General features: G+C 61.5%; 25 protein-coding genes. 11 read left to right on the plus strand and 14 right to left on the minus strand.

All coding sequences use genetic code 11. The annotated features are described in order from the left end of the window. Positions 1-49 precede the first annotated feature (49 nt). The 7 genes from PVW27_RS15125 to PVW27_RS15155 all read right to left on the minus strand — a co-directional run bounded on the left by PVW27_RS15125 (position 50) and on the right by PVW27_RS15155 (position 5,721). Entirely contained in the window at positions 50-355 is a 306-nt protein-coding gene (locus PVW27_RS15125) for a hypothetical protein (protein ID WP_274559160.1), read from the minus strand. A gap of 367 nt (positions 356-722) precedes the next feature. Next, positions 723-1,049 carry a DUF3775 domain-containing protein gene (locus PVW27_RS15130; protein ID WP_274559161.1) on the minus strand — a complete coding sequence of 109 codons (327 nt, stop codon included), beginning with the start codon at positions 1,047-1,049 and terminating at the stop codon, positions 723-725. Between the two features lie 67 nt (positions 1,050-1,116). Continuing rightward, entirely contained in the window at positions 1,117-1,851 is a 735-nt protein-coding gene (locus PVW27_RS15135; RefSeq protein WP_274559163.1) for an SDR family NAD(P)-dependent oxidoreductase, read from the minus strand. After that, on the minus strand, positions 1,848-2,414 hold the full coding sequence (locus PVW27_RS15140; protein ID WP_274559165.1) for a DUF3833 domain-containing protein: 567 nt from the start codon (positions 2,412-2,414) through the stop codon (positions 1,848-1,850). Before PVW27_RS15140 ends, PVW27_RS15135 begins: the two co-directional genes overlap by 4 nt. Further along, positions 2,415-3,623 carry an MFS transporter gene (locus PVW27_RS15145; RefSeq protein ID WP_274559245.1) on the minus strand — a complete coding sequence of 403 codons (1,209 nt, stop codon included), beginning with the start codon at positions 3,621-3,623 and terminating at the stop codon, positions 2,415-2,417. It lies immediately after the preceding gene. Between the two features lie 47 nt (positions 3,624-3,670). Beyond that, positions 3,671-4,426, minus strand: a complete 756-nt coding sequence (locus PVW27_RS15150; RefSeq protein WP_274559166.1) for a DUF1365 domain-containing protein — start codon at positions 4,424-4,426, stop codon at positions 3,671-3,673. Continuing rightward, on the minus strand, positions 4,423-5,721 hold the full coding sequence (locus tag PVW27_RS15155) for an NAD(P)/FAD-dependent oxidoreductase (RefSeq protein ID WP_274559167.1): 1,299 nt from the start codon (positions 5,719-5,721) through the stop codon (positions 4,423-4,425). Before PVW27_RS15155 ends, PVW27_RS15150 begins: the two co-directional genes overlap by 4 nt. A gap of 239 nt (positions 5,722-5,960) precedes the next feature. Here PVW27_RS15155 and PVW27_RS15160 point away from each other — a divergent pair, with 239 nt between their 5' ends. Both PVW27_RS15160 and PVW27_RS15165 read left to right on the plus strand, forming a co-directional pair. Further along, positions 5,961-6,506 carry a sigma-70 family RNA polymerase sigma factor gene (locus PVW27_RS15160; RefSeq protein ID WP_274559247.1) on the plus strand — a complete coding sequence of 182 codons (546 nt, stop codon included), beginning with the start codon at positions 5,961-5,963 and terminating at the stop codon, positions 6,504-6,506. Positions 6,507-6,514: 8 nt separating this feature from the next. Further along, positions 6,515-7,171, plus strand: coding sequence for a ChrR family anti-sigma-E factor (locus PVW27_RS15165; protein WP_274559168.1), 657 nt, complete (start codon positions 6,515-6,517; stop codon positions 7,169-7,171). A 61-nt stretch (positions 7,172-7,232) separates the two neighbouring features. Here the strand turns inward: PVW27_RS15165 and PVW27_RS15170 are convergent, their stop codons facing one another. The 3 genes from PVW27_RS15170 to PVW27_RS15180 are packed head-to-tail and all read right to left on the minus strand — an operon-like array spanning position 7,233 to position 11,542. Further along, on the minus strand, positions 7,233-8,420 hold the full coding sequence (locus PVW27_RS15170; RefSeq protein WP_274559169.1) for a DNA recombination protein RmuC: 1,188 nt from the start codon (positions 8,418-8,420) through the stop codon (positions 7,233-7,235). Next, positions 8,417-10,258, minus strand: coding sequence for a DNA mismatch repair endonuclease MutL (mutL, locus tag PVW27_RS15175; protein ID WP_274559170.1), 1,842 nt, complete (start codon positions 10,256-10,258; stop codon positions 8,417-8,419). The genes PVW27_RS15170 and mutL overlap by 4 nt, the downstream gene beginning before the upstream one ends. Before the next feature lie 60 nt (positions 10,259-10,318). After that, positions 10,319-11,542: a urate hydroxylase PuuD gene (locus PVW27_RS15180; RefSeq protein ID WP_274559171.1), complete on the minus strand. Its 1,224-nt coding sequence runs from the start codon at positions 11,540-11,542 to the stop codon at positions 10,319-10,321. Positions 11,543-11,642: 100 nt separating this feature from the next. Between PVW27_RS15180 and PVW27_RS15185 the strand changes: the two genes are divergently transcribed. The 4 genes from PVW27_RS15185 to PVW27_RS15200 all read left to right on the plus strand — a co-directional run bounded on the left by PVW27_RS15185 (position 11,643) and on the right by PVW27_RS15200 (position 14,598). Next, entirely contained in the window at positions 11,643-12,578 is a 936-nt protein-coding gene (locus tag PVW27_RS15185) for a LysR family transcriptional regulator (RefSeq protein ID WP_274559173.1), read from the plus strand. A 12-nt stretch (positions 12,579-12,590) separates the two neighbouring features. Then, positions 12,591-12,965, plus strand: coding sequence for a rhodanese-like domain-containing protein (locus PVW27_RS15190; protein WP_274559174.1), 375 nt, complete (start codon positions 12,591-12,593; stop codon positions 12,963-12,965). Between the two features lie 307 nt (positions 12,966-13,272). Then, on the plus strand, positions 13,273-14,196 hold the full coding sequence (locus tag PVW27_RS15195) for a PRC-barrel domain-containing protein (RefSeq protein ID WP_274559176.1): 924 nt from the start codon (positions 13,273-13,275) through the stop codon (positions 14,194-14,196). A gap of 204 nt (positions 14,197-14,400) precedes the next feature. Beyond that, positions 14,401-14,598: a CsbD family protein gene (locus tag PVW27_RS15200; RefSeq protein WP_274559178.1), complete on the plus strand. Its 198-nt coding sequence runs from the start codon at positions 14,401-14,403 to the stop codon at positions 14,596-14,598. Between the two features lie 104 nt (positions 14,599-14,702). Here PVW27_RS15200 and PVW27_RS15205 read toward each other — a convergent pair whose 3' ends face one another. Both PVW27_RS15205 and PVW27_RS15210 read right to left on the minus strand, forming a co-directional pair. Beyond that, the gene (locus PVW27_RS15205; protein ID WP_274559180.1) at positions 14,703-16,013 is read right to left on the minus strand and encodes an ammonium transporter; all 1,311 of its coding nucleotides are present in this window, start codon (positions 16,011-16,013) and stop codon (positions 14,703-14,705) included. Between the two features lie 28 nt (positions 16,014-16,041). After that, entirely contained in the window at positions 16,042-16,380 is a 339-nt protein-coding gene (locus PVW27_RS15210; protein ID WP_274559249.1) for a P-II family nitrogen regulator, read from the minus strand. A gap of 256 nt (positions 16,381-16,636) precedes the next feature. Here PVW27_RS15210 and PVW27_RS15215 point away from each other — a divergent pair, with 256 nt between their 5' ends. Continuing rightward, positions 16,637-18,832: a transglycosylase domain-containing protein gene (locus PVW27_RS15215; RefSeq protein ID WP_274559181.1), complete on the plus strand. Its 2,196-nt coding sequence runs from the start codon at positions 16,637-16,639 to the stop codon at positions 18,830-18,832. A 66-nt stretch (positions 18,833-18,898) separates the two neighbouring features. On the opposite strand, the gene PVW27_RS15220 is transcribed toward PVW27_RS15215, so the two are convergent. Together PVW27_RS15220 and PVW27_RS15225 are read right to left on the minus strand one after the other, a co-directional pair. Then, positions 18,899-19,516, minus strand: coding sequence for an MlaC/ttg2D family ABC transporter substrate-binding protein (locus PVW27_RS15220; protein ID WP_274559183.1), 618 nt, complete (start codon positions 19,514-19,516; stop codon positions 18,899-18,901). After that, positions 19,506-20,324 (minus strand): MlaA family lipoprotein, encoded by an 819-nt coding sequence (locus tag PVW27_RS15225; protein ID WP_274559185.1) that lies wholly within the window; start codon positions 20,322-20,324, stop codon positions 19,506-19,508. Before PVW27_RS15225 ends, PVW27_RS15220 begins: the two co-directional genes overlap by 11 nt. A gap of 201 nt (positions 20,325-20,525) precedes the next feature. Between PVW27_RS15225 and PVW27_RS15230 the strand changes: the two genes are divergently transcribed. From PVW27_RS15230 to PVW27_RS15245, 4 genes are all read left to right on the plus strand, one after another. Beyond that, the gene (locus PVW27_RS15230; protein WP_432762090.1) at positions 20,526-22,271 is read left to right on the plus strand and encodes a type I secretion system permease/ATPase; all 1,746 of its coding nucleotides are present in this window, start codon (positions 20,526-20,528) and stop codon (positions 22,269-22,271) included. Further along, positions 22,268-23,575 carry an HlyD family type I secretion periplasmic adaptor subunit gene (locus tag PVW27_RS15235; RefSeq protein ID WP_274559189.1) on the plus strand — a complete coding sequence of 436 codons (1,308 nt, stop codon included), beginning with the start codon at positions 22,268-22,270 and terminating at the stop codon, positions 23,573-23,575. The genes PVW27_RS15230 and PVW27_RS15235 overlap by 4 nt, the downstream gene beginning before the upstream one ends. 102 nt (positions 23,576-23,677) lie before the next feature. Continuing rightward, positions 23,678-24,142, plus strand: a complete 465-nt coding sequence (locus PVW27_RS15240; RefSeq protein ID WP_274559191.1) for a RidA family protein — start codon at positions 23,678-23,680, stop codon at positions 24,140-24,142. Beyond that, a complete protein-coding gene (locus PVW27_RS15245; protein ID WP_274559192.1) occupies positions 24,139-24,906 on the plus strand; it encodes a glycerophosphodiester phosphodiesterase family protein in 768 nt (255 codons plus the stop codon). Before PVW27_RS15240 ends, PVW27_RS15245 begins: the two co-directional genes overlap by 4 nt. Positions 24,907-24,919: the final 13 nt, after the last annotated feature.

A 24,919-nucleotide genomic window follows, 5' to 3' on the forward strand; every position in this document is an offset into this window, starting at 1 on the left:
GGAGCTGTTCAGACAGACGCGTGGGAGGAACCGCGTCTGAAGTCAGGGCTTAGCGCGGCGAGAAGGTCAGGGCGCTGTTGTCTGCCGGAGCGGCAAAGCTGTAGACAGTCACTTGGCCGTCTTCTGCAATCGCCTGCTCGCGGGGTTCGAGGACCAGACCAGCGTCGACCATCGAGGGCACGCCAGCGGTTGCGGCGATGGTGTCGCTGCCGGAGATGCCGCGGTCACGCTCGAACACGGTGACGGATGCGGGCTCGGAACGGGTTGCGAGCGTGTCGTTTGCGGCCATGTCGCCAGCATAGGCAACGGATCCAAAAGTGGCGGCGGCGATAGCGGTCATGATAATACGGTTCATGGTGTAACTCCTTGATGTCTGGTTGCGATCGTTCTTGATCTGCACCCAATATGACCCTGCATGAGCGCACATTCAAAACACGCCTGCTCAAGGGAACGTGTGAACTTGCGATCTTGAAAGGTGAAACTTTTGCCCAAGATGCACGTACTTCAAAAATTAATATTTATTTTCAATAAGTTATTTCTTTATCCCTTGGTGGACTCTGAATTGTTGCTCACGCATGACGCTTCTGTCATCGCCACGTCAGGGAATTCGTGATGGCTGACGCGACGTCGAAATCGGGTCGAAATGCGAATGGCTGCACGATCTTGGTGCAAAATTGCACAACGGCAGACCAAAAGGCACCGGAAGACATCCGTCAAGGGTGCTAACCGCCTCGAATCAAATCATCTTCTTCGTCGATGGCCGACATGCCCAACGCGTCCAGACCGTTTTCCAGGTGGTCGGACAGATGGGGTGTTCCCAAAAGGTAATCTGCGGTGGGTGTGGTTGCCTCTTCGGCGGCCGTCTGGATCGCTTCGGCCAGCTCTTCAGGTTCGAACGTGCCGCGACCGATCCACATCAGCGCAACAAGGCTGATCTGCTCGTCATCGCTGAGCCGTTCGATGAAGGCACGCAGCTCTCCCTCGGCCCGGTCCAGCTCTCGCGACATCAACACGACCTGCGCAACTTTGTTGACGGAAATTTCCAGCATGGCGGGGTCCTCCTGTTGGCACTATGCCAGACAGAAATGATCCCTCCAAATGGAAGCGTCCTTGATCTCAGGCAAAGAGCCGATAATACATCCAGTCCGGCATGAACTGCGACAGGCGGAACAGCCAGCTGAATACACGGGGAAAGCTGCGCTTGAACGTGCCCTGATCATTCATCAGCTCGAACATCTCTTGCGCGGCCTGATCAGGTTCCATCAGGAAAGGCATCGAGAAGTCGTTTTTGTCTGTCAGGCGTGTGCGGATGAATCCGGGATTGGCTACCTGCACGCGAATGCCGGTCTTGCGCAGATCGGCGTAAAGGCTTTCGGCCAGTGACATGGTGCCCGCCTTGGAGGCGGCATAGCCGATGGCGCCGGGCAGACCACGGAAGCCGGACAGTGAACCTGTGATGACGATATGCCCTGCATCGCGCGCCACCATCTGCGGGATCACGGCGCCCACCGCGCGGACTGCACCGGTGAAGTTGATGTCGGCCATCGCTTCGGCCTGCTCGGCATCCCAGGCCTGCGCCTTCATCGGCCAGTAGACACCCGCCAGATAGATCATCCCGTCGATCTGGCCGACCTGTTCGGCGGCAGCCTCCACGCTGGCGCGATCGCTGACATCAACGGTAACATAGGACGCCTTGCCCGGCAGTTCGGCCACCAGCGCCTTGAGGCGATCCTCGCTCCGCGCGGAGACGACGACTTCGACCCCTGCTGCGTTCAGCTTGTGGGCGAGGGCCGCGCCCAGCCCCTCGCTTGCGCCGATCAGCCAGTAGCGTTTGCCTTGCCAGTCATTCATGCCGCATCCACCTTTCGCATCGTGGCGACCAGTTCCGCCACAGGTATCCCGAACTTTCTAAACTGGCTGCGGTTCATGACGGTTCCATTCGGCGCAAGATACATCCAGTCCACCGTGTCCAGAACATGCCCCCCCGAATCTTCGGGCAGACGGATTCGATACTTCAATTGCACCGCCGAGCCGGTCATCTGGCCGCTTCCCGGTCCGACCAGATCATCCGCATCGGCCTTGATCCGCCCGTCATTACCCAGTTCCAGCCGCCATTCGCGATCCTGCGTCGCACCGCTGTCATAGATGAAATGCTCGCGCATGATGCCGCGGTTGCCGTCCCAGCGGGCATCGAACTTGCCCACGAAACGCGAGGTCACACGGCCCAGCGGACCATAGATCACGCCCTCGCAAAGGATGGGGCCGTTCAGATGTTCGCGCAGGTCGAATTGAGGGATACCGCTGGCGTAATCCTCGGGTCGTTGGGAGAGAAAGGACCAGAACCGGGTTTTTGCCCAGATCAGAGCGAGCACACACAGAGCGCCCAAAGCCATGAAAAGGATAGGATCCGTCATCTAGTCCTCCTTCCAGTTGGTGGTGGCCAGCAGGCCGATGGCCAGCAGCTTGAGCAGGCAGGGCACCAGCCCGTAGGCGAGGCTGAGCGCCCAGAGCGCGCTTTCGGAATTGTCGGTCCCGGCGCGGAACCCCGCTGTTTCCAGCGCGGGCAGCAGCGCGATGGCCGCGAAGGCCAGAGAGAGTTTCGACACGAAGGACCACAGGCCGAAGGCACTCGAGGCACCCGGCGCGATTCTGGCCATGCGCGTGGCGAAGATGGCGGGCAGCAGGGTCATGTCAGCGCCCAGTGCGGCACCTGATGCGATGCAGATGAGGGCGAAGGCGATGGTATCGCCCGCTTGCAGCGTGATGGCGAAGGCGAAGGCGGCGATGGCAAGGACCATGCCCGCCAGAAGCACGCGTTTCGGCCCGAAACGTTCGGCTGCACGGCTCCAGAAGGGGGCTGCGATGGCGGCCGACAGAAAGAAGAGCAGCAGGAACGGGCCTTCCCATCCGGGAGCGGCAAGGCGGCTTTCCACGAAGAACAGGAAAAGCGTCGAACTGACCGCGACGGGGGCCGCATTGACCAGTGCGATCAGCAGCAGGCGGCGTGCTATCGGATCGGCCAACACCGGAGCAAAACCCGCTTCGGGGATGGCGCCCTCGCTGCCCCATTCGTTCCGCATCAGCCAGAGTGCGGTCAGACCCAGCAGGGCGAAACCCAAGGCAAAGCCGGTGAAACCACCCAGCATCACAGGCGTCACCGCTGCCACGCAGACGCCCAGCAACGCACCGGTTTCACGCCAGCGCGCCAGTCGCAGATGGCCTGCACCCTCCAACCGGTCGGCGGTCTGCACGCCTTGGGCGTAAAAGCAGATGGTCAGGAAACTGAACGCCGAAAAGACACCGGCCAGCATGATGGCGAACCAGATCAGGGGGGAGATGGGCGGGGTAACGGCGAACAGGCCCAGCATCGAGGCGACCATGAGAATCACGCCCCCAGTGACGGCCAGCGCACGCTGGTTGCGCAGAAATCCAGCCAGACGGCCCAGCAACGGGTCTTGCACCACGTCGAACAGGCGTAGCCCGAACAGCACCGCGCCGAGGGCGGCGAGCGACACGCCGTAGTCATCGACATAGGCCTTGGGTGCGTGGATATAGATCGGCAAACCCGCCGCCGCGAGCAGGGCGGCGAAGACACCGTAAGCCGGAAGCGAGACCGACCGCAGGCTGACCGAGCCTGCCGCTGTCGTCGGTGTGGTTGCCGCCTGTGATGTCACCGGCTGACCTCCTCCACCGGCGGTTCAGGACGGGGGCGATAGGCGGCACCCTTCCACCAGAGTTTGAGCGCCTGCCAATGGATCAGCGCCAGCACCCGACGCGATCCGAAGGGACGACGGAGGGCCCCGCGCAGGATACCGGCATTCGTCAGGGGCTTGCGCGCCCCCACCAGCGTGGCGATCACCCCGCCATTGCCGCCAGTATAGTCGATCCAGATCCCGATCCGGTCCGGCTTGATGTCGAAGCGGAATTCATAGCCACCTTCGACCGGCTGGAAGGGGCTGACATGCATCAATTTAGTCGCGCGCATCCTGTCCTGCGCGGTGATCGGTTCGTGATCGTCGCGATGCACCAGATAGGAGTGACGGTCGCCGAAGGTATTCGTCACCTCGGCTATCACCACACGCAATCCACCTGTCGCGTCATGGCACAGCCAGAAGGATACCGGGTTGAACACATGACCCAGCACGCGCGGTTGCGTCAGCAAGTCGATTCGCGCTGGCGCTTCGATCCCATTGGCGGCCAGCACGTCGCGCACCCAGGGGGCGCCGCGCCCCTGCCTGGGCGCACCGCCATGATCGCTATCCCAGACCGAGGTCAGATTGGCGCGGTTGCGCCCGAACAGAGCGGGGGCCTGCTGCGGACGTTCTGCATCCAAAAGGACGTAGTCTACACCATAGCGAAAGGCGTTCTCGACCTCGCCCTTGCGGCCATGCCATGTGTGGCCTGCGATATGGTCGATCCGGCTCACTGGGCAGCCACCAGTGACACATCGGTGCGGCGCAGCGCCTCGACGACATCGACGGCACTGGCCAAGCCATCCTCGTGGAAGCCGTGGCGCATCCATGCGCCGCAGAACCATGTGTTGCGCGTCCCGTTGGACAGGCGCACGCGGTCCTGAGCGGCCAATGCGGCCAGATCATAGACCGGATGGCGCAGTGTCACCTGATCATAGATCAGATCCTCGCGGATCGGTCGGGTGCTGTTCAGCGTCACGAAATGCGGGTCATCCTTGGGGATGGGCTGCAAAGAATTCATCCAATAGGTCAGATCGATCTTGTCGGATTGTTTGCCCATGATCTCGGTATAGTTCCACGAGGACCATACGACCTTGCGCTGCGGCATCACGGCGGGATCGGCATGTAGCACGATATCGTTGGGCTGATAGGCGATGGCGCCCAGATTGGCTTTCTCGTCCGGCGTCGGATCAGCCAGCAGGCGCAGGGAATCGTCGGAATGCGTGGCGAAGATCACTTCGTCGAAGCTTTCCCATTCGCCGCCCTTGACTTTGATCTCGGCCCCCAGATGCGGGCGCCGGACGGCATCGACGGGTGTGCCCAGTCGGAAGGTGACGCCCTGTGCGCGCATCGCATCGCCAAGACGGCGAACATATTCGACCGACCCACCTTGCACCGTATACCACTGATGCTGCCCCGTCGTGTTCAGCAGGGCGTGGTTCTCGAAGAACTGGATCATGGCATGGGCGGGGAATTCCATGATCTGTTCGACGGGGGTGGACCAGATCGCGCCCGACAGCGGCAAGAGATAGTAGTCGCGGAACCAGTCGCCCGTGCCCAGTTTCTCAAGAAACTGTCCGGTGGTCAGGCTGCGATCCTGCGCGATGATCAGGGCCTGTGCGTTGAATTTCAGAATGTCGCGCACCATGCCGATGAACTTGGGGTTCACCAGATTGCGCTTTTGCGCGAAAAGGGCCGAGAGGCTGGTCAGCGCATATTCCAGTTGCCCGCCTTTGAGCGAGGCCCCGAAGCTCATGTTCGATTTGGTCACCGGCACGTCCAACCGATCAAAGAGCGCGGCCATGTGCGGGTAGTTGGCATAGTTGAACACGATGAAGCCGGTATCGACCGGCTGATCGCCGTTCTTGCCGGCAACGATGGTGCGGGCGTGACCACCCAGACGCGGCTCGGCTTCGAACAGTGTCACATGATGGGTTTCGGCCAGCATGTGCGCCGCCCCCATGCCCGAGATTCCTGCTCCGATGACGGCTATTTTTCTTGGGGCAACGCGGCCCGCTTCGAATGGCATGAGGTGTTTGCTCCGATAGGCTGGGGTAGGTCTTGTGTGGAAATACGCAGTAGATCGCGATTTGGATGATTTACAGAAAAATCAGATCGTCGGTGATCCGGTGACGGTATGCCTGCGTATTCCTCACCATGTTCAACCTTGTTGACCCTTCGGAGCCAAATGTCGCCTCGTCCCCGCGCGCCCTGCGTGGTAGGACAAGGCCCACGACAGATTTGTCCGCGAAGGCGCAGCCGTTGGCCATGAAGACCAAATACGATCCAACCGACTGGATCAGCCATATGACCCGTATCCGGGATGCTCAGGATCAGGCCGCCTTTGCCGAGCTGTTCCAGTATTTCGCACCGCGGGTGAAAGCGTTCCTGATGAGGTCCGGGGCAGACGCAACCCTGGCCGAAGAATGCACACAGGAGGTGATGGCGACACTCTGGCAAAAGGCGCATCTGTTTGATGCCTCTCGCGCCTCTGTCGCCACCTGGGTGTTCACCATCGCACGGAACCGCAAGATTGACGCGCTGCGCAAGCAACGCCGCCCCGAACCCGAAGATCTGGTGTGGGGCCCCGAAGAAGAACCTGATCAGGCCGATATCCTGAGCCTGCAACAGGAAAGCGAACAACTGGGGCGTGCCATAGCCGCCCTGCCCGAGAAACAGCGGGACTTGATCGAAAAGGCCTATTTCGGCGATCTGTCGCATAGCGAAATCGCGGAACAGACGGGGCTTCCCCTTGGCACGATCAAATCCCGCATCAGATTGGCGTTGGACCGGCTTCGCCACGCAATGAAGTGAATACGCATATGCATAACGTGAAACATCATCTGACGGACTCGCTGCTGATGGCCTATTCGGCCGGCAACTTGCCCGAGGCGTTCAACCTGATCGTGGCCGCGCATATATCGATGTGCGACGAATGCCGCGCGCGGGCAGCCAGCTTTGACAGTGTTGGCGGTGCCTTGCTGGAGGACACGGATATGGTGGACATGGAGGATGGCAGCTTTGCCGAAACCATGCGCCTGATCACATCGGGTGCCTTGGCCCCGATACCTGCTCCGATCTGCACAGCTGCACGTGGATCAGTGCTGCCGGCACCGGTGCGTGACTATGTCGGCGGCGACCTGGAGAAGGTGAAGTGGCAATCCATCGGCATGGGCGTGAAACAGTCGATCCTGCCCACGTCCAAGGATGCCTCGATCCGCCTGCTGTATATCCCGGCCGGGACGGCCGTGCCGGATCACGGCCATCGCGGGATGGAATTGACCCTGGTGCTGCAAGGCGCCTTTGTCGATGAAACCGACCGTTTCGGCCCCGGCGATATCGAGATTGCGGATGAAGAGCTGAACCATACGCCGATCGCGGATATTGGCGAGGATTGCATTTGTCTGGCGGCCACGGACGCGCCGTTGCGGTTCAACAAGCTGATCCCGCGCATCGCACAGCCATTCTTCCGGATCTGACAGAATCGCAACGAAAGATAAGCGGGGCAGTCCATGGGGCTGCCCTTTCGCATTGCGCCGCTCAGGTCTCGCGCCGCAATCCCTGAGCCAGGATCAGGGGTTCGGCAACGGGGTCAACCTCGGGGACGACATCCTCGAAATCGAAATTGTCCAACCGCTTGGCGCGGCGTCCGGCCTTGTCGGCGCTGATCTTGATATCGGCAATGTCGCGGCTTGCCTGTCCGAAATGGCGATCAAGGTTCTCGACGCGCTGGCCCAGCCTGTCCATGTCCTGCGCCAGCAGGCCCAACTCGCGCCGGATCGCGCCCGCTTGTTCGCGCATCCGTGCATCCTTGAGGATGGCGCGCATCGTGTGCAGCGTGGCCATGCAGGTGGTGGGTGACACGATCCAGACCCGCGCGGCAAAGCCGTCGCGCACCAGTTCGGGGAAATTGGCGTGCAACTCGGCATAGACCGCTTCGGAGGGCAGGAACATCAACGCGCCATCGGCGGTTTCGCCCTCAATGATATACCGCTCGGCAATCGCCTTGATATGGGCGCGCACGGATTGGCGCAGCAGGCTGGCGGCGCGGGTCAGGTCGTTCGGGTTATCGGCGCGGCGCAGCGCCTCGTAGGCTTCAAGGGGGAATTTACTGTCCACCACGATGGGGCCGGGCGGATTGGGCAGGTGAATCAGGCAATCGGCCCGCCGTCCGTTGGACAGCGTCGCCTGCATCTTGTAGCTGTCCGTGGGCAGCGCCTTGCTGACGATGTCGTGCAACTGGATCTCGCCAAAGGCGCCGCGCGTCTGTTTGTTGGACAGGATGTCTTGCAGGGACAGCACGTCGCCCGAGAGTTTGGTGATATTGTCCTGTGCCTTGTCGATTGCCGCCAGCCGTTGCTGCAACTCGCCCAGCGACTGTGCGGTGCGGCGGGCGGATCCGTGCAGGGTCTCGGTCATCTGCCCGGTGACATGGGCCAGTCGCTGCTCCATCAGGCGGATCATCTGGGCCTGAGAGGCGGCCTGCGCCTCGGCCACATGGGTGAGGCCACCGGAGAGTTGCTGTTGACCATCGCCCAAACCCTGCACCCTTGCGGCGAGATAGGCCATTTGCTGTGCCAGCGGTTCTGTCACCCGGGCGGAACGTGCAGCGGCGCGCAGGGCGAGGATGAGCAGAAACACGATGAGCAGGGTCAGCCCAAGCCCCGACAGCGTCAGCAACACCGCCGGATCATCCAGCGCAAAGGTCTGACCGCCAAGGGTGATCATCGGCGTCCGAACAGCCGTTCGATATCGGCTAGCTTGAGTTCGACATAAGTGGGGCGGCCATGGTTGCACTGGCCTGAATGAGGCGTGGCCTCCATCTCGCGCAGCAGGGCGTTCATTTCCTCGGCCCGCATGCGACGACCAGAGCGGATGGACCCGTGGCAGGCGACGCGACTGAGGATGGCGTCAAGGCGGGTCTGGATGCCCGCGCTTTCCCCCTGATCGGCCAGTTCGTCAAGGATGTCGAGGATCATCGCCCGCGCATTGATCGCGCCCAGCAGCGCCGGGGTTTCGCGGATGGCGATGGCCCCACCGCCGAAAGGCTCGATCCCAAGGCCGAGGCGGGCCAGATCTTCGGCATGATCCAGCAGACGCGCGCAATCGGTGGGAGAGAGTTCGACGATTTCGGGGATCAACAGGGCTTGGACTGCAATGCCGTTCTCGGCCATCTGGCGTTTGAGGCGTTCATAGACCAGCCGTTCATGCGCGGCGTGCTGATCGACGATCACCATGCCGGTATCCGTCTGGGCGATGATATAATTCTCATGCACCTGCGCGCGCGCCGCCCCGAGGGGTAGCGCGGTCTCGTGACCCTCGGGCGCGGTTTGCTCGATCCGGGCCGCGTAGGTTGCGGGCATATCGGCAAAGCCGGGAGCTTGAGCGGTATAGGCAACCTGCCGCGCACCGAGGCTGGGACGATCCATCTGATAGATGCGCGCGGGTTGATCCGGCTGACTTTGTTCCGGTCGGAACGCACCAAGGGTGGCTGTCGCCACGGTGGTCGCGGCGCGGTGCCCGGCTTCGGCGAGGGCGTGGCGCAGGGCGGTCACGATCAAGCCGCGCGCCGTGCCGGGGTCGCGGAAGCGCACCTCGGATTTCGCGGGGTGGACGTTCACATCCACCATCTGCGGATCGCAATCCAGAAACAGCGCTGCGGCGGGGTGACGGTCGCGGCTGAGGAAATCGCTATACGCGCCGCGCAACGCGCCGATCAGCAGGCGGTCCTGCACCGGACGACCATTCACGAACAGGAATTGCGCCACGGACGAGCCACGCGAATAGGTGGGCAGGGCGGCATAACCCGTCAGATGAAACCCCTCGCGCTCGGCATCGACGCGCAGGGCGTTGTCGGCGAAGTCGGTGCCCAGAACACGAGCGAGCCGTCCGTGCAGCGCATCGAAAAGATCTCCGGTTTCGGCATCAGCGCGGAACAGGACCCGCCCTTCTCCACCGCCCGAGACATCGCGCAGGGTGAAGCTGACGAAGGGTTCGGCCATCGCCAGACGTTTGATCACATCGCTGACCGCCTGCTGTTCGGCGCGGTCCGATCGCATGAATTTCAGCCGTGCGGGCGTGGCGTAGAACAGATCGCGTAATTCTACCACAGTGCCAGCGGTCAGGGCGGCGGGCTTCACTGGCCCGGCCTGCCCCCCTGCCACGGTGATCTGTGCGGCATCATGGCCTGCGGCGCGGCTGGTGATCGTCAGGCGACCCACAGCGCCAAGGGATGGCAATGCCTCGCCGCGAAAGCCAAAGCTGTTGATGTTGAGCAGGTCGCTGCCGTCGATCTTGGAAGTGGCATGGCGCGACAAGGCCAAGGGCAGGTCTTCGGGGGACATGCCGCATCCGTCATCCGTGACGCGGATCAGGGTCTTGCCGCCGTCTGCCATGGCGATGTCGATGCGCCGCGCGCCTGCATCCAGCGCGTTTTCCACCAGTTCCTTGACGGCCGAGGCGGGGCGTTCAACTACCTCGCCCGCCGCGATACGGTTGATCGCGGCTTCATCCAGCTGGCGGATAATGGGGCGGTTATCGCCTATCTTGGGGTTCGGATGTGCCATGCCGCTAGACCTAGCATGGGTTGCTGCGATTCGACCACCTGTCAGATGGACAGACGGCGTTCAACCGCCCGTGGCCGTGCGATACCATGCGACGATGGCGGCGCGCTCTTCCTCTTCCATATAGGACAGGTTCGCGGGGGGCATGGCGTGGCTGATGCCCGCTTGCAGATAGATCTCACGCGCTGCCCCGGCAATATGCGCCGGCGAGTCCAGCCGCACACCCTTGGGTGCCCAAAGCAGCCCCTCCCAGAAGGGTTCGGCAGCGTGGCACATGGAGCAGCGGCCCATGACGATGTCATGCACCTGCTCGAAACCCTCAGCCTCGGCAAACCGCAGCGCGTTGCCCTGCGCCGCCTCGGGCGTGTCAGCGCGGAACATCGGCGCGGTGCTGAGCCACATGATCGCGATGAAGATCAGGACGGTGGCCGCCCATGTCCATGTGGGGTTGCCGGTGCGGGCATGGAGCGAGTTGAAATAATGCCGGATCGTGACGCCCATCAGGAAAACCAGGCTGGCGATGATCCATGTATTTTCGGTCCCGAAGGCCAGCGGGTAATGGTTCGACAGCATCAGAAAGATCACAGGCAGCGTCAGATAGTTGTTATGCGTGCTGCGCTGCTTGGCGATCTTGCCGTATTTCGGATCGGGTTTGCGCCCGGCGATCAGGTCGGCGACCACGATCTTCTGGTTGGGGATGATGATGAAAAAGACGTTCCCGCTCATGATTGTGGCCGTGAAGGCCCCCAGATGCAGCATCGCGGCACGGCCCGAGAAGACGCTGGTGTAGAACCAGGCCATCGCCACCAGCACAACGAACAGGGCCAGCATAAGCCCGGTCTGGTTGGCATCAACGAACACTTTGCACAGTGTGTTGTAGATGATCCAACCGAAGGCGAGAGAGGCGAGCGAGATACCGACAGCCTGCCACGTAGCCAGTTCCATCACGGCGGAGTCGATCAGGTAGAATTCCGCACCCAGATAATAGACCAGAACCAGCAGGGCAAAGCCGCTCATCCATGTCCAGTAGCTTTGCCATTTATGCCAGATCAGCCCATCCGGCATATTGGCGGGGGCGACCAGGTATTTCTGGATGTGGTAGAAGCCACCACCATGAACTTGCCACTCTTCTCCATCCGCGCCGCTGGCCAGGTTGCGGTCACGGTGCAGGCCCAGATCAAGGGCGATGAAGTAGAAGGACGACCCGATCCACGCGATGGCCGTAATCACATGCAGCCAGCGGACGGCAAATTCGAGCCATGCGCCCATTGCGGCCAGATCATACATCGCGGTCTCCTTCGGACAGGGGTTTCAATCAGGCTACCCTTGCGGTGACTTGTTTGTTAATCCTTCCAATCACGGGAAGAGTTTCAAGCAAAGACTGATAATGGCCTATGTGAACAATATCCGTATGTTCCTGCGTGTCTATGAACTGGGCAGCATGAGCGCGGCGGCGCGGGATCAGCGGACCTCGCCCGCTGTTGCGTCGTCGCGGATTGCGGAGCTGGAGAAGCATCTGGGTGTGCGCCTGTTCAACCGGACGACGCGGGCGCTGAACCCGACCGAACATGGGCGGCTGTTCTATGACGGGGCGGCGCGCATCCTGGAGACCATCGACGAGGCCGAGGCCGAGGTCATGGCCGCGACTCAATCGCCGCGCGGCACATTGTTCGTGGCCGCCCCTTTGGGCGTGGGGCGGCGGTTCATTGCGCCTGCGGTGCCGGGGTTCAAGCGGGACTATCCGCAGATCGACATCCGGTTGCGCCTGTCCGACCGGGTGATCGACGTGACGGGCGAAGGGCTGGATCTGGCGTTCCATCTTGGACCGCTGACGGATAGCGACCTGAAGGTGCGGGTGATCGCGGATTGCCCACGTGTTCTATGCGCGGCCCCCGCCTATATCGCCGCGCGCGGCATGCCTGCAGATGGGGCGGCGCTGATCCGCGAGGGTCATGATTGCCTGAATCTGCGGTTTCCCGGTGCCAAGGAGTTTCAGTGGACCTTGCAGACAAGGGACGGCCCGAAGCGGTATGAGATTACTGGACCGCTGGAATCCGACGATGGCGATGTGTTGACGGGTTGGGCGCTGGATGGTGCCGGGATCGTGATGAAGCCGATATTCGAGGTGGCCGAGCATCTGCGCGCGGGCACTTTGGTGCCCGTGGCCACCGCGACGCCGCCCCTGCCGACGCAGTTGGCTTGCCTCTCGCCCAGCCGCAAGTATCGTGACCCCAAGGTGCAACGGTTCACCGAGGTGATGATCGCCCATTGCAAGGAGGCTTTGGCCGGCCTTGATCCACGTCCTGTTGCGTCCCAAACCTGAAAGGACCTTTTGATGAAGACCGAAACCATTGGCGATGCCACCTTTGAAACCTGGACGGCCACAGAGTTGGCCGAAGCCTTCGACCGCAACGAGGTTGTGGTGATCGACGTTCGCACACCGCAGGAGTTCATGTTCGAACACATCGAAGGCGCGTTACTGATGCCGCTGGCCTTCTTCAACGCGGCCAAGTTGCCGGGACAGTCCGAAAAGCGGATCGTCTTCCATTGCGGATCGGGCGTGCGCAGCGAGCGTGTCAGCCGCGCCGCGATTGCTGCCGGGTTCACACGCATCGCCCATCTGGAGGGCGGGTTTGCCGCGTGGAAGGCCGCCAAGTTGCCTTATATCGGCACGAACATGGCGACCGGCGCGCCACAACCTGTCAGCTGATCCAAAGCATCGGGAACGCGGGGAATACCCCCGCGTTGTCCGGCTTCAGGTCGTGTCACCAAAGGGTTTCGAGGGTTGTTCGCGTATTTGCGACGCATAGGGCCGGGACACGGACTTATTGACCCGACGTCAAATATTTAATTTCGGTCATATCTTTTCCTGTTTCCATCTGATTTCAAATTGTTTTCGCCATTCCTTAATTGAAACGTGGCAATCTGATTCAGAATTTCTCTGGAACTATTCCCAATCCGACTTGTTGGTTATGCAGAGCCTGACAATAGGTTTGGAATACTGAAGGAGAGATCAAATGAAAAATCTCATGCTGACGACTGCTATCGTCGCTGTGACCTCGATGGGTGCTATCGCACAAACGGCTGATGCGCCCGCGCCTTCGGCCAATGCCGAAGCAAGCGCCACGTCGCAGACGGTGCCCGCTTTCGTGTCCTCGGACTTCAACGACAAGGAACTGTATACGCTGAACAGCGACGATGCGCGCGCGCTGCGCGATGCCCGGTCGACTGATGGCGAGCAGGTGCGTTGGGAGAGCAGCCCCACATTCATCGAGAACCGTGACGCGTGGGAAAACGTCGGGAACATTTCTGACATCGTGATCTCCCAGGATGGCGATGTGCAGGGCGTTCTGATCGACGTGGGCGGCTTTCTTGGACTTGGCGCACGCACCGTAATGATCGATATGAACGAGCTGTATTTCGTGACGAATGATGCCGAAGCGGAAGGCGAAGACCGCTACTCGGTTCTCGTATCGCTGTCCAAGGAACAACTGGAAGCCCTGCCCGCTTGGGATGAAGCGCAGTTGACCTCGGGATTTGGTGCCGAAAGCCCTGCAAACGCGCAGGATCGGGCGCAGATGTCCGCACCTGCGGATAATGCGGCGGCGACCACGGCCACGGGTGATTCGACCGCGGCAGAGGCTGGCTTTGCCCCCATGCCCGAGCAGGACCGGACCGCTGATCGTCTGACGGGTGCCAATGCCTATACGCCCGAGGGCGAGGATATCGCCACGGTCAGCGAACTGGTTCTGGATGAAGATGGTGTCACAAGCCAACTTGTCATGGATGTTGGCGGATTCCTGGGGATGGGCAGCCACACGGTTGCCATCGACATCGACCAGGTCGACATCCTGTGGAATGACGCCGAAGACGAAGTGCGCGTCGAAGTTCCGCTGAGCGAAGACGAGCTGCGCGCGATGCCTGAGTATCAGGAAAGCTGATCGGTGATGTCGGACCACGCCTGTCACCCAACGTGACGACGCGATGAAGAAACCTGCCGGTTTTGCCGGCGGGTTTCAGTGCGCGAGATCGGGCACAGAACCGCTCATCTGGCATCGCGATCCGTGTCAGGGTCCTGTTTGTTGGAACCAGAGTGACACGCGACGCGTTGTATTACTGTAACACCAAGCGAAAAGGAAAATGCTATGAATTGGGATATTATTGAAGGCAAATGGAAGCAATTCACCGGCTCCGCAAAAGAGAACTGGGGCAAGTTGACCGATGACGATCTGGATCAGGCATCTGGCAAGCGCGATCAACTGATCGGCAAGATTCAGGAGAAATACGGTATTGCACGGGACGAGGCTGAAAAGCAGGTCGATGAGTGGTCTGCCAAGATGTGATCCGATCAGGATCGCGGAATGGCCAGACGCCCGACCTTTCCCTTGAAAACAAAGAGACCCGGACGGAAACCGCCCGGGTCTCTTTTTGACTATCGTCGGCTGGATCAGCCCTTGGTGAACTCGGGGTAGGCTTCCATCCCCAGTTCGGACACGTCCAGACCGTTGATCTCGGCTTCTTCGCTGACACGGATGCCCATCGTTGCCTTGAGGATGACCCAGACAATCAGGCTGACCACGAAGACAAATGCACCGATGATGGCAAAGCCGATGATCTGCGTCACGAAGGACGTGCCTTCGGTGTAGAAGGGAACGGCGAGCGTGCCCCAGAAGCCTGCGATCAGGTGAACCGGGATTGCACCGACGACGTCGTCGATCTTGAGCTTATCAAGGAACGGCACGGCCAGAACCACGATCACACCACCGACGGCACCGATCCACAGCGCGCCGAACAGGGTCGGGTCAAGCGGACCTGCGGTGATGGACACCAGACCGGCCAGCGCACCGTTGAGCACCATGGTCAGGTCGACCTTCTTGTAGAGGATCTGCGTCAGGATCAGGGCTGCGACGGCACCTGCTGCGGCGGCCATGTTCGTGTTGGCAAAGATGATCGCTACGGCATTGGCGTCAGCCTCGGTGCCCAAAGCCAGCTGCGAGGCCCCGTTGAAGCCGAACCAGCCCAGCCACAGGATGAACGTACCCAGTGTTGCCAGCGCAAGGTTGGAACCGGGCATCGGGTTGACGCGGCCATCCTTGTACTTGCCCAGACGCGGGCCCAGGATGAATGCACCGGCCAGAGCGGCAAAGCCACCTGCGGCATGGACCAGAGTCGAGCCTGCGAAGTCAGAGAAGCCCATCTCGCTCAGGAAACCACCGCCCCACTGCCACGATGCTTCGATCGGATAGATGAAGCCGGTCAGGACCACGGTGAAGATCAGGAAGGGCCAGAGCTTGATCCGCTCGGCCAGGGTGCCCGACACGATGGAGGCCGTGGTTGCACAGAACATCAGCTGGAAGAAGAAGTCCGAACCCGTGGCATAGCCGGTTTCAAGCGCGGGATCGCCGGTGATATCCGCCGTCGCGAAGATCGGTCCCAACATGCCGGTGATCAGCCAGCCATCGCCGGGATACATCAGGTTGTAGCCGACCAGCCAGTACATGATGGCCGCAATCGAAAAGAGGGCGATGTTCTTGGTCAACTGCGTGGTCACGTTCTTGGACCGCACCAGACCTGCTTCGAGCATGGCGAAACCAGCCGCCATCCAGAACACAAGGAAACCGCCGATCAGGAACAGCAGCGTGTTGAAGATGAAGGCGTTGTCCACCGCGGGCGCTGCCTCGGCCGTGTCCTGGGCGAAGCCCATCACGGGCACAACGGCCAATGCTGCGGCAAGTGGCAGCAATTTAAGAGATTTCATGTCCATGTATCCTTTCCCCCGGCGCGGTTCAGACCGCGTCCTCGTTTGTTTCGCCGGTCCGGACGCGCACGGCTTGCGCCACATCCAGCACGAAAATCTTGCCGTCACCGATCTTGCCGGTCTTGGCTGTTGCGGTGATCGTGTCGACGACCTGATCGGCCATTGCATCGTTCACCACGATTTCCAGTTTCACCTTGGGCACGAAATTCACGGCGTATTCGGCACCACGATAGATTTCGGTATGCCCCGACTGCGATCCGAAGCCCTTGATTTCAGTGACCATCATGCCGCGCACGCCGATGTCGGTCAGCGCTTCACGGACCTCCTCGAGCTTGAACGGCTTGATCGTTGCAATGATGAGTTTCACCTTGGTCCCCTTCGTCTGGAGCGGGATGAGGCCCGCATGTTGCAGTTGCAGCAAAACGGGCAAGACGCTGCGAATGAAAGTCTGCGGCGCGGATTCTGACTGGTGCCTGCGGTGAATTGCACATAATTTGTGCTTCAGTATTTTTTTGCTTATTTTTTTTGCTAAACAAAAAGACGAAAGCGCGGCGGGAAGGGTCAACATTTGGCCCGGCCATCGCTATATTCGCCAAAACAACAGATGCCGGGCAGAACAGAGCATGAGTGATTCAGGTCGCAGGAAACCACCCTTGGTGGCGGACAGACGCGTTCGCGCAAAGAAGCCCGCTCCGGCGGCCAAACCCGCATCCGCGAAACCGGCCCGGCGCAAGGCGGCCCCACGTCGTTCCCGCAACCCGGTAATCGCGTTGATCCAGGGGATATTCTCGATGATCTGGCGCCTGGTCTGGGGCTTTACCTGGCGGATCGGGTTGATCGGCGGCTTGATCCTTGCGGGAGCTGTCGGGTATTTCTACACCACCCTTCCCGAGGCCAGCGCCCTGCTGGACGGGCGGCAGCGTGGTTCGGTCACCCTGCTGGATGCGGACGGTCGTGTCTTCGCTTGGCGCGGTGACCAGTTCGGCGGTGTGGTCAGCGCCGATGCCATCTCACCGCATCTGAAGAACGCGGTGATCGCGACAGAGGACAGGCGGTTCTATCGCCATCTGGGTGTATCGCCACGCGGGATCGCCAGCGCCATCCGCATCAACCTGCGCGAGGGGCGCGGCCCCCTGTCGGGCAACGGCGGCTCGACCATCACGCAACAGACGGCCAAGCTGCTGTGCCTTGGCGTGCCCTATGATCCGCAGCAATGGAAATCCGAGGCCGATTACGAGGCCGACTGCCGCCGTGGATCGCTGTCGCGCAAGATCAAGGAGGCGGTCTATGCCTTCGCGTTAGAAGCCAAATACACCAAGGACGAGATCCTCTCGATCTATATCAACCGCGCCTATCTGGGCGGTGGGGCCTTTGGGGCAGAGGCGGCGGCGCAACGGTACTTCGGCAAGACATCGGGTCAGGTAAACCCGGCCGAGGCGGCGATGCTGGCGGGTCTATTGACCGCGCCCACTAGCCTTGCGCCGACCAACAATCTGCAACGCTCGCAAAACCGGGCCGCCACTGTGATCCGCCTGATGGAGGAACAAGGCTATCTGTCCGAAGCCGAAGCGCGTGATGCGCTGGACAATCCCGCGCAGCTGTCCGAGGCGGCGGAAGCGCGGGCGGGCGGTTTCTTTGCTGATTGGGTGATGTCCTCGGGGCCCGAGTTTTTCACCCGCAACACCACAGAGGACGTGGTGATCCGCAGCACACTGGACCCGCGCATCCAGAAAGCCGCCGAAGAGGCGATGGCCTTCATCTTCGAGAACAAGGTGCGTGAAGGGTCCAAGGCGCAGGCGGCGATTGTCGTGATGTCCTCGGACGGGGCGGTGCGGGCGATGGTCGGAGGGCGCGACACAAAGGTTGTTGGTGCCTTCAACCGGGCTACACAGGCGCGGCGTCAGACCGGATCGGCCTTCAAGCCGTTTGTTTATGCGGCGGCGTTGGACCTTGGCTACTCCCCCAACGACGTGATCGACGATGCACCCTATTGCGTGAACATTCCCGGATCGGGTGAATGGTGCCCCAACAACTATGATCGCACCTTCAATGGCCGGGTCACGATGACCGAGTCGCTGACGCGGTCGCTCAATATCCCTGCCGTGAAGGTGGCGCAGACCGTGGGGCTGGAAACCGTGCGCAAGGTGGCTTCGCAGTTCGGCATCCAGTCGGATCTGGCGGCCGGGCCTGCTTTGGCCTTGGGTGCGTCCGAGGCGACTTTGATCGAGACGACGGGCGCCTTTGCGGGCATCCTGAACGGCGGGTCGGCTGTGACGCCCTATGGCCTGATCGAATTGCGGATGCAGGGCGAGGACGAACCATTGATGACAGCCACAGGCGGCATGGGTGAGCGCGTGATCCGCCAGGAGGCGGCCGAGCAACTGACATGGATGCTGCATCAGGTCACCACGCGCGGCACGGGCACCCGCGCCAATCTGAAGGATCGCGAGGTAGCGGGCAAGACCGGCACGACGCAAGCCGCGCGGGATGCGTGGTTCATCGGCTATTCCGCCGATTATGTAGCCGGGGTCTGGATGGGATATGACGACAACACGCCGCTGACCGGGGTCACGGGGAGTGGTCTGCCGTCCGAAATCTGGCACGAGGTGATGGTGCGCGTGCATGAGGGCCTGCCGCCGCGGCCATTGCCGATGCAGGCGCCCGCGCAACTGGCGCCCCCCGCACCGCAACCCGGCGAGGGTCAGGGATGGAGCCAGAACCAGGGCGGTCAGGGTCGCGGCACCAACAATGGCCAACCCGAAACGCAGACAGCGATTGAACAATTGTTCCGCGATCTTTTCGGCGGTGGGCGGAACTGAATCTTCAACAAAGAAAGGCGCGCCACGATCGGCGCGCCTTTCTGCAATCCGGGATCAGGTCAGGTTTCAGGCCGAGGCGCGCAGATCCGCGATCATCGCGTCGATATTCCCGCCGCGTCGGTCCAGCATCGCGCCGATCTCGGTCCGTTCGGTCAGAAGCATGTTGATGCCTTCGATGAACAGGTTGAAGAACAGGTCCTTGCCGCTGCGGTCCGACACAAGGAAGGTTACTTCGAACGGTGCCTGTCCGCGCAGCTTGGCAAGGCTTTTGACCTCGTAGAAGTTCTTGACGGCACGCGCCTCCTGCACCTCGATCCGGCCACCGATGAATTCGCGGAAGCGCCGACCGTATTTGACCGAGATGTAGCGCTGGAAAACGGTTGTGAACTCGCGCATCTGCGCGGGCGTGGCGCGGCGGCTGTCGACGCCCAGCGCATAGCTGGCAATCGTCGGAACATCGGCATAACGCGCGAAAATCCGTTCGAATTCCACATACATGGCGGCTTCGGATTTGCCTGAGGCGATGACGTCGTTGATATCGGCAACCAGTGCATCCACCAGTGTTTTCGCGCGGGCCTGTGTCATCGCTTGGGCGGGCATCGGAACAACCGACCCCATGACAGCCAGACCCGCCCCTGCGGCGAGGGTGGAGAGGGCGAAACGGCGTGTCAGATCATTCTTCATAGGGGTCCTCATAAGGGTCGTCATAGGGATCGGTCGTCCCCAGGTCATATGGGTCATCATAATCTGCTTCGCCAGACCGTCCCAAGGCAAACCGTCTGCTTTGCAGGTAAATCAATCGCGACTGGGCATAGCTGTCGGCACTGTCATAAAGCACCGAATCGACCGTCTGACCGAAACGGGCACGGTCGCCTACCACATCCACGACCTGAGCGCCGATGCGAATATCGTTCTGTGTGCCCGACAGCGCTTCTGGCAACGGATTCAGGAACAGATCGACGATCCGGCCCACGGCATCGCGCTGGGTCGAGGGGCCGCGGAAGGGGGTTTCCACGTAATAGCCTTCGCTGACGCCCCAGACATGAAGGGTCTCTCCGAAATCGGTATCAACTTCATTCAGTCCCGCGATCTCTCCCACATCTACAAGCCCAGCAAACCCGATGGTGCTGTTCAGCAGAAAGCGCGTCGTATTGGTCAGGGCGCCTTCGACATTGCCCTGCAACAGATTGTTCACCACAAGACGCGGCGTCGAGAGGTTGCCGGCGAAGTTGTTCACCATGACCTGCATCTCATCCGGCACGACCTTGTCATAGCCGCGTGACAGCGGTCGCAGAACGCCGCGGTCGACGCTTTTGTTGAAGGCATGGACCTTGCGGTTCTGTTCTTCGAAGGGATCGTTGACGCCATCACGCGCCACATAGCCTTCTGGCACGGTACAGGCTGCAAGGATCAGGACAGCGGCCAGTGGCAAAGCCCGGGTCAGAATGCGTCCAACGGACCGTGTGCTGTGAAACTGCGTTGCTTGAGGCACTGGGTTTCCCATTTTCAAATGCTTGTGTTCAACAGTCCGGTCAGTCGATCCGGCCAACGGAAAAAGCGCAAACCCCGTCCAGCTTGGCGGGACAGGTTAACCCGAATTTAGGATGGGTTCATATAACGTCCAACCCGTCGGCGAAAGGGTGCCATCGGCCTGTCGGGCAAATTTGATGGTAACAGTGACAAGTTTGGGGGTGTGGTGACAAAGGTGGCAGAGCCGGGCTTGGGTGAATTGCTGGCCGAACGGCGCAAAAGCCGAAACCTCTATTGGGCTGTAGGTCTGTTCAGCGTTTTTGCAAATCTGCTCATGCTGACCGGACCCATCTACATGTTGCAGGTCTATGACCGGGTTCTTGTCAGTGGCTCGATCGCGACTTTGGTGGCGCTGACCGCGTTGGTCGCGTTTCTCTATGGGATCATGGCACTGCTGGATCATGCCCGTGCGCAGGTCATGGCGCGTGTCGGCGCGCGTTTTCAGACCGGTTTGGACCGGCGGGTCTTTGAAGCGACGCTGCAGCGCGCTGCGCGGCGATCCGGAGATGATGTCGCAGTCAACGGCCTGCGTGACCTTGAAGCCGTGCAACGACTGATGTCCTCGCCCGTCGTGATGGCCTTGTTCGACATGCCATGGGTGCCTTTGTTTCTTCTGGGAATCGCCCTGTTCCACCCATGGCTTGGCTATCTGGCCCTGTGCGGCGGTGCGGTTCTGGTTCTGCTGACGCTGGCAAGCCAGATTGCAACCCGCCGAGCCTTGACGCAGACACATGAGGCGCAGGCAAGTGTCGACGCGCTCGCCAGCCAGTTCCAGACAGAGGCCGAGATGGTGAAGGCGCTTGGCATGCGCGATGCCGCCTTGGCGCGATGGCAGCAGTCCCGCGACGGTGTGCTGACCGGGACTCTGCGGGTAACTGATCTGAGCGGGCGTTTTGCCGCTACAAGCCGGGCCCTGCGGTTGTTTCTTCAGTCCGCGATGCTGGGCATGGGGGCCTTGCTGGTGATCCGAGGAGAGGTGACGCCCGGCGCGATGATCGCCGCCTCGATCCTTTTGGGGCGTGCACTCGCCCCGGTCGAACAGGCCATCAGCGGCTGGCCTCTGGTCCAGCGCGCTATGCGCGGTTGGGCGGATCTGTCGCAGCTTCTGTCCGACCACCCGCCAGACGCCGCCCGAACGCCGCTGCCCCCACCGCGCGCCCGCCTGGAAGTGCATAATCTGGCCGTGGTCCCACCGGGAGAAAGCCAAGCGGTGCTGCGGTCGCTGAACTTCACCCTCGCGCCGGGTCAGGCCCTTGGCGTGATAGGGCCCTCGGGCGCAGGGAAATCCGTGCTTGCCCGCGCATTGACCGGGTCATGGCCCCCGGCAGGGGGCAAGATACGGCTGGATGGAGCCTCGCTGGATCAGTATGACCCCAAGGCGCGCGGCAGGCATATCGGCTATCTGCCGCAGCGGGTGTATCTGTTCGACGGCACCATTGCCGAGAATATCGCCCGCATGTCGCTGATACCCGACCCGGCAGGGGTGGTGGATGCCGCGCGCAAGGCTGGCGCTCATGAGATGATCCTGAAACTGCCGGATGGCTATGATACCCGCGTGACGCATGCGGGTGGACGGCTGTCGGGCGGGCAGATCCAGCGGATCGGACTTGCGCGGGCAATCTATGGGGATCCGGTAATCCTAATTCTGGATGAACCGGACGCCAACCTTGACACCGCGGGGTCGCTGGCCCTCAACCGCGCGATCCGGGCAATGAAGGCAGAGGGGAAATCCGTGCTGATCATGGCCCATCGGCCAGCGGCCATTCAGGAATGCGACATGATCCTTGTGATCGAGGCGGGAAGGGGCGTGGCCTTCGGTCCCAGGAACGAGGTGTTGCAAAAGGTTCTGAGCAATCATGATGCTGTGCAAGCCGGTCTGGCATGGGGTTCGGGCGGGGCTGTGCGATGACCCATGATGCAGCCCGCTTTTCCGTCAGGGGGCCAATGCGGTTGGGGCTGGCGGCATTGATCCTGCTGCTGGGCGGGTTCGGGGCCTGGGCGACGCTGGTCGATCTCTCGGGTGCGATCGTTGCAAGCGGCAGGATCGAAGTCGATAAGAACCGGCAGGTCGTTCAGCACCCCGATGGCGGTGTCGTCCACGAGATCCTGGTGACCGAGGGGATGCGGGTGGCCGAGGATCAGGTTCTGATACGGCTTGATCCCGCAACACTCCAATCGCAACTGGCGATTATCGAGGGGCAGCTTTTCGAGTTGATGGCCCGCCGTGGCCGCCATGAAGCCGAACGGGACGGGCGCCGCGAGGCAATGTTCGACCCGCTTCTGATGAAAGCGGCGGCGGAAAACCCAGAGACAGCCCTTCTGTTGCAGGGGCAAAGGCAGCTTCTTGACGCAAGGGGTGCCTCTTTGGCCAGCCAGGTCGAACAGTTGCACAAACGCAGCCAGCAGATCGAAACACAGATTGAAGGGATCGCGTCCCAAAGGGCGGCGCTGGTGCTGCAATTGGGACTGATCACGCGCGAACTGAGCGATCAGCAAAGTCTGCTGAACCGTGGCTTGGCGCAGTCCAGTCGGGTTCTGGCGTTGCAACGCGAAATGGCCCGGCTGAACGGTCAGATCGGTGCGCTGACGGCAGAGGCCGCCACCGCCGAGAGCCGGATCACCGAAACCCAGATCGAGATCCTGCGCCTGTTCGATACGCGCCGCGAAGAGGCGATCACACGCCTGCGCGATCTGCAGTTTCGCGAGATGGAACTGGGCGAACAGCGCCGCGCCCTTGCGCTGCGTCTGGAAAGGCTGGACATTCGTGCGCCTGTCGCGGGCCTTGTCCACGGCTTGCAGGTCTTTGCCCGTCGCGCCGTGCTGCGCCCGGCTGATCCGGTGCTTTATATCGTGCCGCAGGACCGCCCGCTGGTGATCATGGCAAAGGTCGATCCGATGCATGTCGATCAGGTTTATCCGGGGCAGGCCGTGACGCTGCGCTTTCCCGCGCTGGATCAGCGCCGCACACCGGAACTGACGGGACGAGTGGTGCAGCGGTCGGCGGATACGTTTGAAGATCCCGTAACTGGCGCCACCTTCTACCGGACCGAGATCGTTCTGGCCGAGGGTGAGAGGGACCATTTGCCGGAGGGCACGACCCTTGTCCCCGGCATGCCGGTCGCGGCCTTCATCCGCACGGGCGACCGCACCACGCTGGAGTATCTGGCCAAACCGCTGACAGATTTCTTCATCACCGCCCTGCGCGAGAACTGATCCGGGTCAGACCCACCGGGACCGCGTGACTTTGCGGTTCCAATCCGGCCCGAAGCCCGATAGCGTCCGGCGCAAATCACCTGTCAGACAAGGAGCACCGCCATGACCAGTGCCATTGAAACCCGTCTTGCCAGCCTTGGCGTCACCCTGCCCGATGCGCCCGCGCCCGCCGCGAATTACGTGCCCTTCGTGCAGTCGGGCGATCTGGTCTTTGTGTCAGGTCAGATTTCGAACGGACCGGACGGTCTGATCACGGGCAAACTGGGCGACGGGATGGATGTCGCGGCCGGGGCTGCCGCCGCCAAAGCCTGCGCGATCAGCCTGCTGGCGCAACTCAAGGCCGCCTGTGGCGGTGACATCGATCGGCTGGTGCGGGTCGTGAAACTGACCGGTTTCGTCAATTCGACCCCGGATTTCACCGATCAGCCCAAGGTGATCAATGGGGCCTCGGATTTTCTGGTCGATGCGCTGGGTGACATGGGGCGACATTCGCGTTCCGCCGTGTCGGCAGCTTCCCTGCCGCTGGGTGTAGCTGTTGAAATCGAAGCGATTTTCCAGATCAGATGAGCCGCCTGCCCGATGCCTTTCTGAAGGCCCCGATTGCGCACCGCGCCTTGCATGACATGGAGGCGGGTCGTCCCGAGAACTCGCCCGCTGCGATAGAAGCGGCCTGTGCGGCTGGCTATGGGATCGAGATAGACCTGCAACTGTCCTCGGACGGGCAGGCGATTGTCTTTCATGACTATGATCTGAAACGTCTGACCGCCGAAACCGGCCCTGTACGCCAGCGCAGCGCAGCGGAACTGGGTCAGATCACGCTGAAAGGCGGCACCGACACGATTCCCACGCTGACACAGGTTCTGGCGCAGGTGGCGGGCCGCGTACCTTTGCTGATTGAAATCAAGGATCAGGACGGGGCAATGGGGGGCAGTGTCGGCGCGTTGGAGGCCGCAACTGCCCGCGCCTTGCAGGGATACGATGGTCTGGTGGCTGTCATGTCCTTCAACCCCCATTCGATGATCGCCATGGCGGGGCTGGCGCCTGACATTCCGCGCGGCCTGACCACCTGCGATTACACGCAGGAGGACTGGCCCCTGCTTCCTGCGGGTACGCGCGCACGGTTGCGCGACATTCCGGATTATGACGCAGCCAAAGCCTGTTTCATCAGCCATGATGCGAGCGATCTGGACGCCCCTCGCGTAGCGGATCTGAAGGCGCGGGGGGCGGCCATTCTGTGCTGGACCATCCGTTCGGCCGAGGCGGAGGCTGAGGCACGTCGGATTGCGCAGAATATCACCTTTGAGGGCTATGCCGCCAAGATCCCGGCTTGATCGACCCTGTCAC

Source organism: Seohaeicola sp. 4SK31 (genome assembly GCF_028802875.1).
In the GTDB taxonomy this organism is placed as follows: domain Bacteria; phylum Pseudomonadota; class Alphaproteobacteria; order Rhodobacterales; family Rhodobacteraceae; genus Seohaeicola.

Coding starts and splice junctions, on each gene's coding strand:
- PVW27_RS15135 (WP_274559163.1), bottom strand. CDS start 1,851: ATGAATGACTGGCAAGGCAAACGCTACTGGCTGATCGGCGCAAGCGAG.
- PVW27_RS15215 (WP_274559181.1), top strand. CDS start 16,637: ATGAGTGATTCAGGTCGCAGGAAACCACCCTTGGTGGCGGACAGACGC.
- PVW27_RS15180 (WP_274559171.1), bottom strand. CDS start 11,542: ATGTATGATCTGGCCGCAATGGGCGCATGGCTCGAATTTGCCGTCCGC.
- PVW27_RS15200 (WP_274559178.1), top strand. CDS start 14,401: ATGAATTGGGATATTATTGAAGGCAAATGGAAGCAATTCACCGGCTCC.
- PVW27_RS15155 (WP_274559167.1), bottom strand. CDS start 5,721: ATGCCATTCGAAGCGGGCCGCGTTGCCCCAAGAAAAATAGCCGTCATC.
- PVW27_RS15245 (WP_274559192.1), top strand. CDS start 24,139: ATGAGCCGCCTGCCCGATGCCTTTCTGAAGGCCCCGATTGCGCACCGC.
- PVW27_RS15195 (WP_274559176.1), top strand. CDS start 13,273: ATGAAAAATCTCATGCTGACGACTGCTATCGTCGCTGTGACCTCGATG.
- PVW27_RS15185 (WP_274559173.1), top strand. CDS start 11,643: ATGGCCTATGTGAACAATATCCGTATGTTCCTGCGTGTCTATGAACTG.
- PVW27_RS15160 (WP_274559247.1), top strand. CDS start 5,961: ATGAAGACCAAATACGATCCAACCGACTGGATCAGCCATATGACCCGT.
- PVW27_RS15170 (WP_274559169.1), bottom strand. CDS start 8,420: ATGATCACCCTTGGCGGTCAGACCTTTGCGCTGGATGATCCGGCGGTG.
- PVW27_RS15205 (WP_274559180.1), bottom strand. CDS start 16,013: ATGAAATCTCTTAAATTGCTGCCACTTGCCGCAGCATTGGCCGTTGTG.
- PVW27_RS15190 (WP_274559174.1), top strand. CDS start 12,591: ATGAAGACCGAAACCATTGGCGATGCCACCTTTGAAACCTGGACGGCC.
- mutL (WP_274559170.1), bottom strand. CDS start 10,258: ATGGCACATCCGAACCCCAAGATAGGCGATAACCGCCCCATTATCCGC.
- PVW27_RS15165 (WP_274559168.1), top strand. CDS start 6,515: ATGCATAACGTGAAACATCATCTGACGGACTCGCTGCTGATGGCCTAT.
- PVW27_RS15220 (WP_274559183.1), bottom strand. CDS start 19,516: ATGAAGAATGATCTGACACGCCGTTTCGCCCTCTCCACCCTCGCCGCA.
- PVW27_RS15235 (WP_274559189.1), top strand. CDS start 22,268: ATGACCCATGATGCAGCCCGCTTTTCCGTCAGGGGGCCAATGCGGTTG.
- PVW27_RS15140 (WP_274559165.1), bottom strand. CDS start 2,414: ATGACGGATCCTATCCTTTTCATGGCTTTGGGCGCTCTGTGTGTGCTC.
- PVW27_RS15130 (WP_274559161.1), bottom strand. CDS start 1,049: ATGCTGGAAATTTCCGTCAACAAAGTTGCGCAGGTCGTGTTGATGTCG.
- PVW27_RS15125 (WP_274559160.1), bottom strand. CDS start 355: ATGAACCGTATTATCATGACCGCTATCGCCGCCGCCACTTTTGGATCC.
- PVW27_RS15240 (WP_274559191.1), top strand. CDS start 23,678: ATGACCAGTGCCATTGAAACCCGTCTTGCCAGCCTTGGCGTCACCCTG.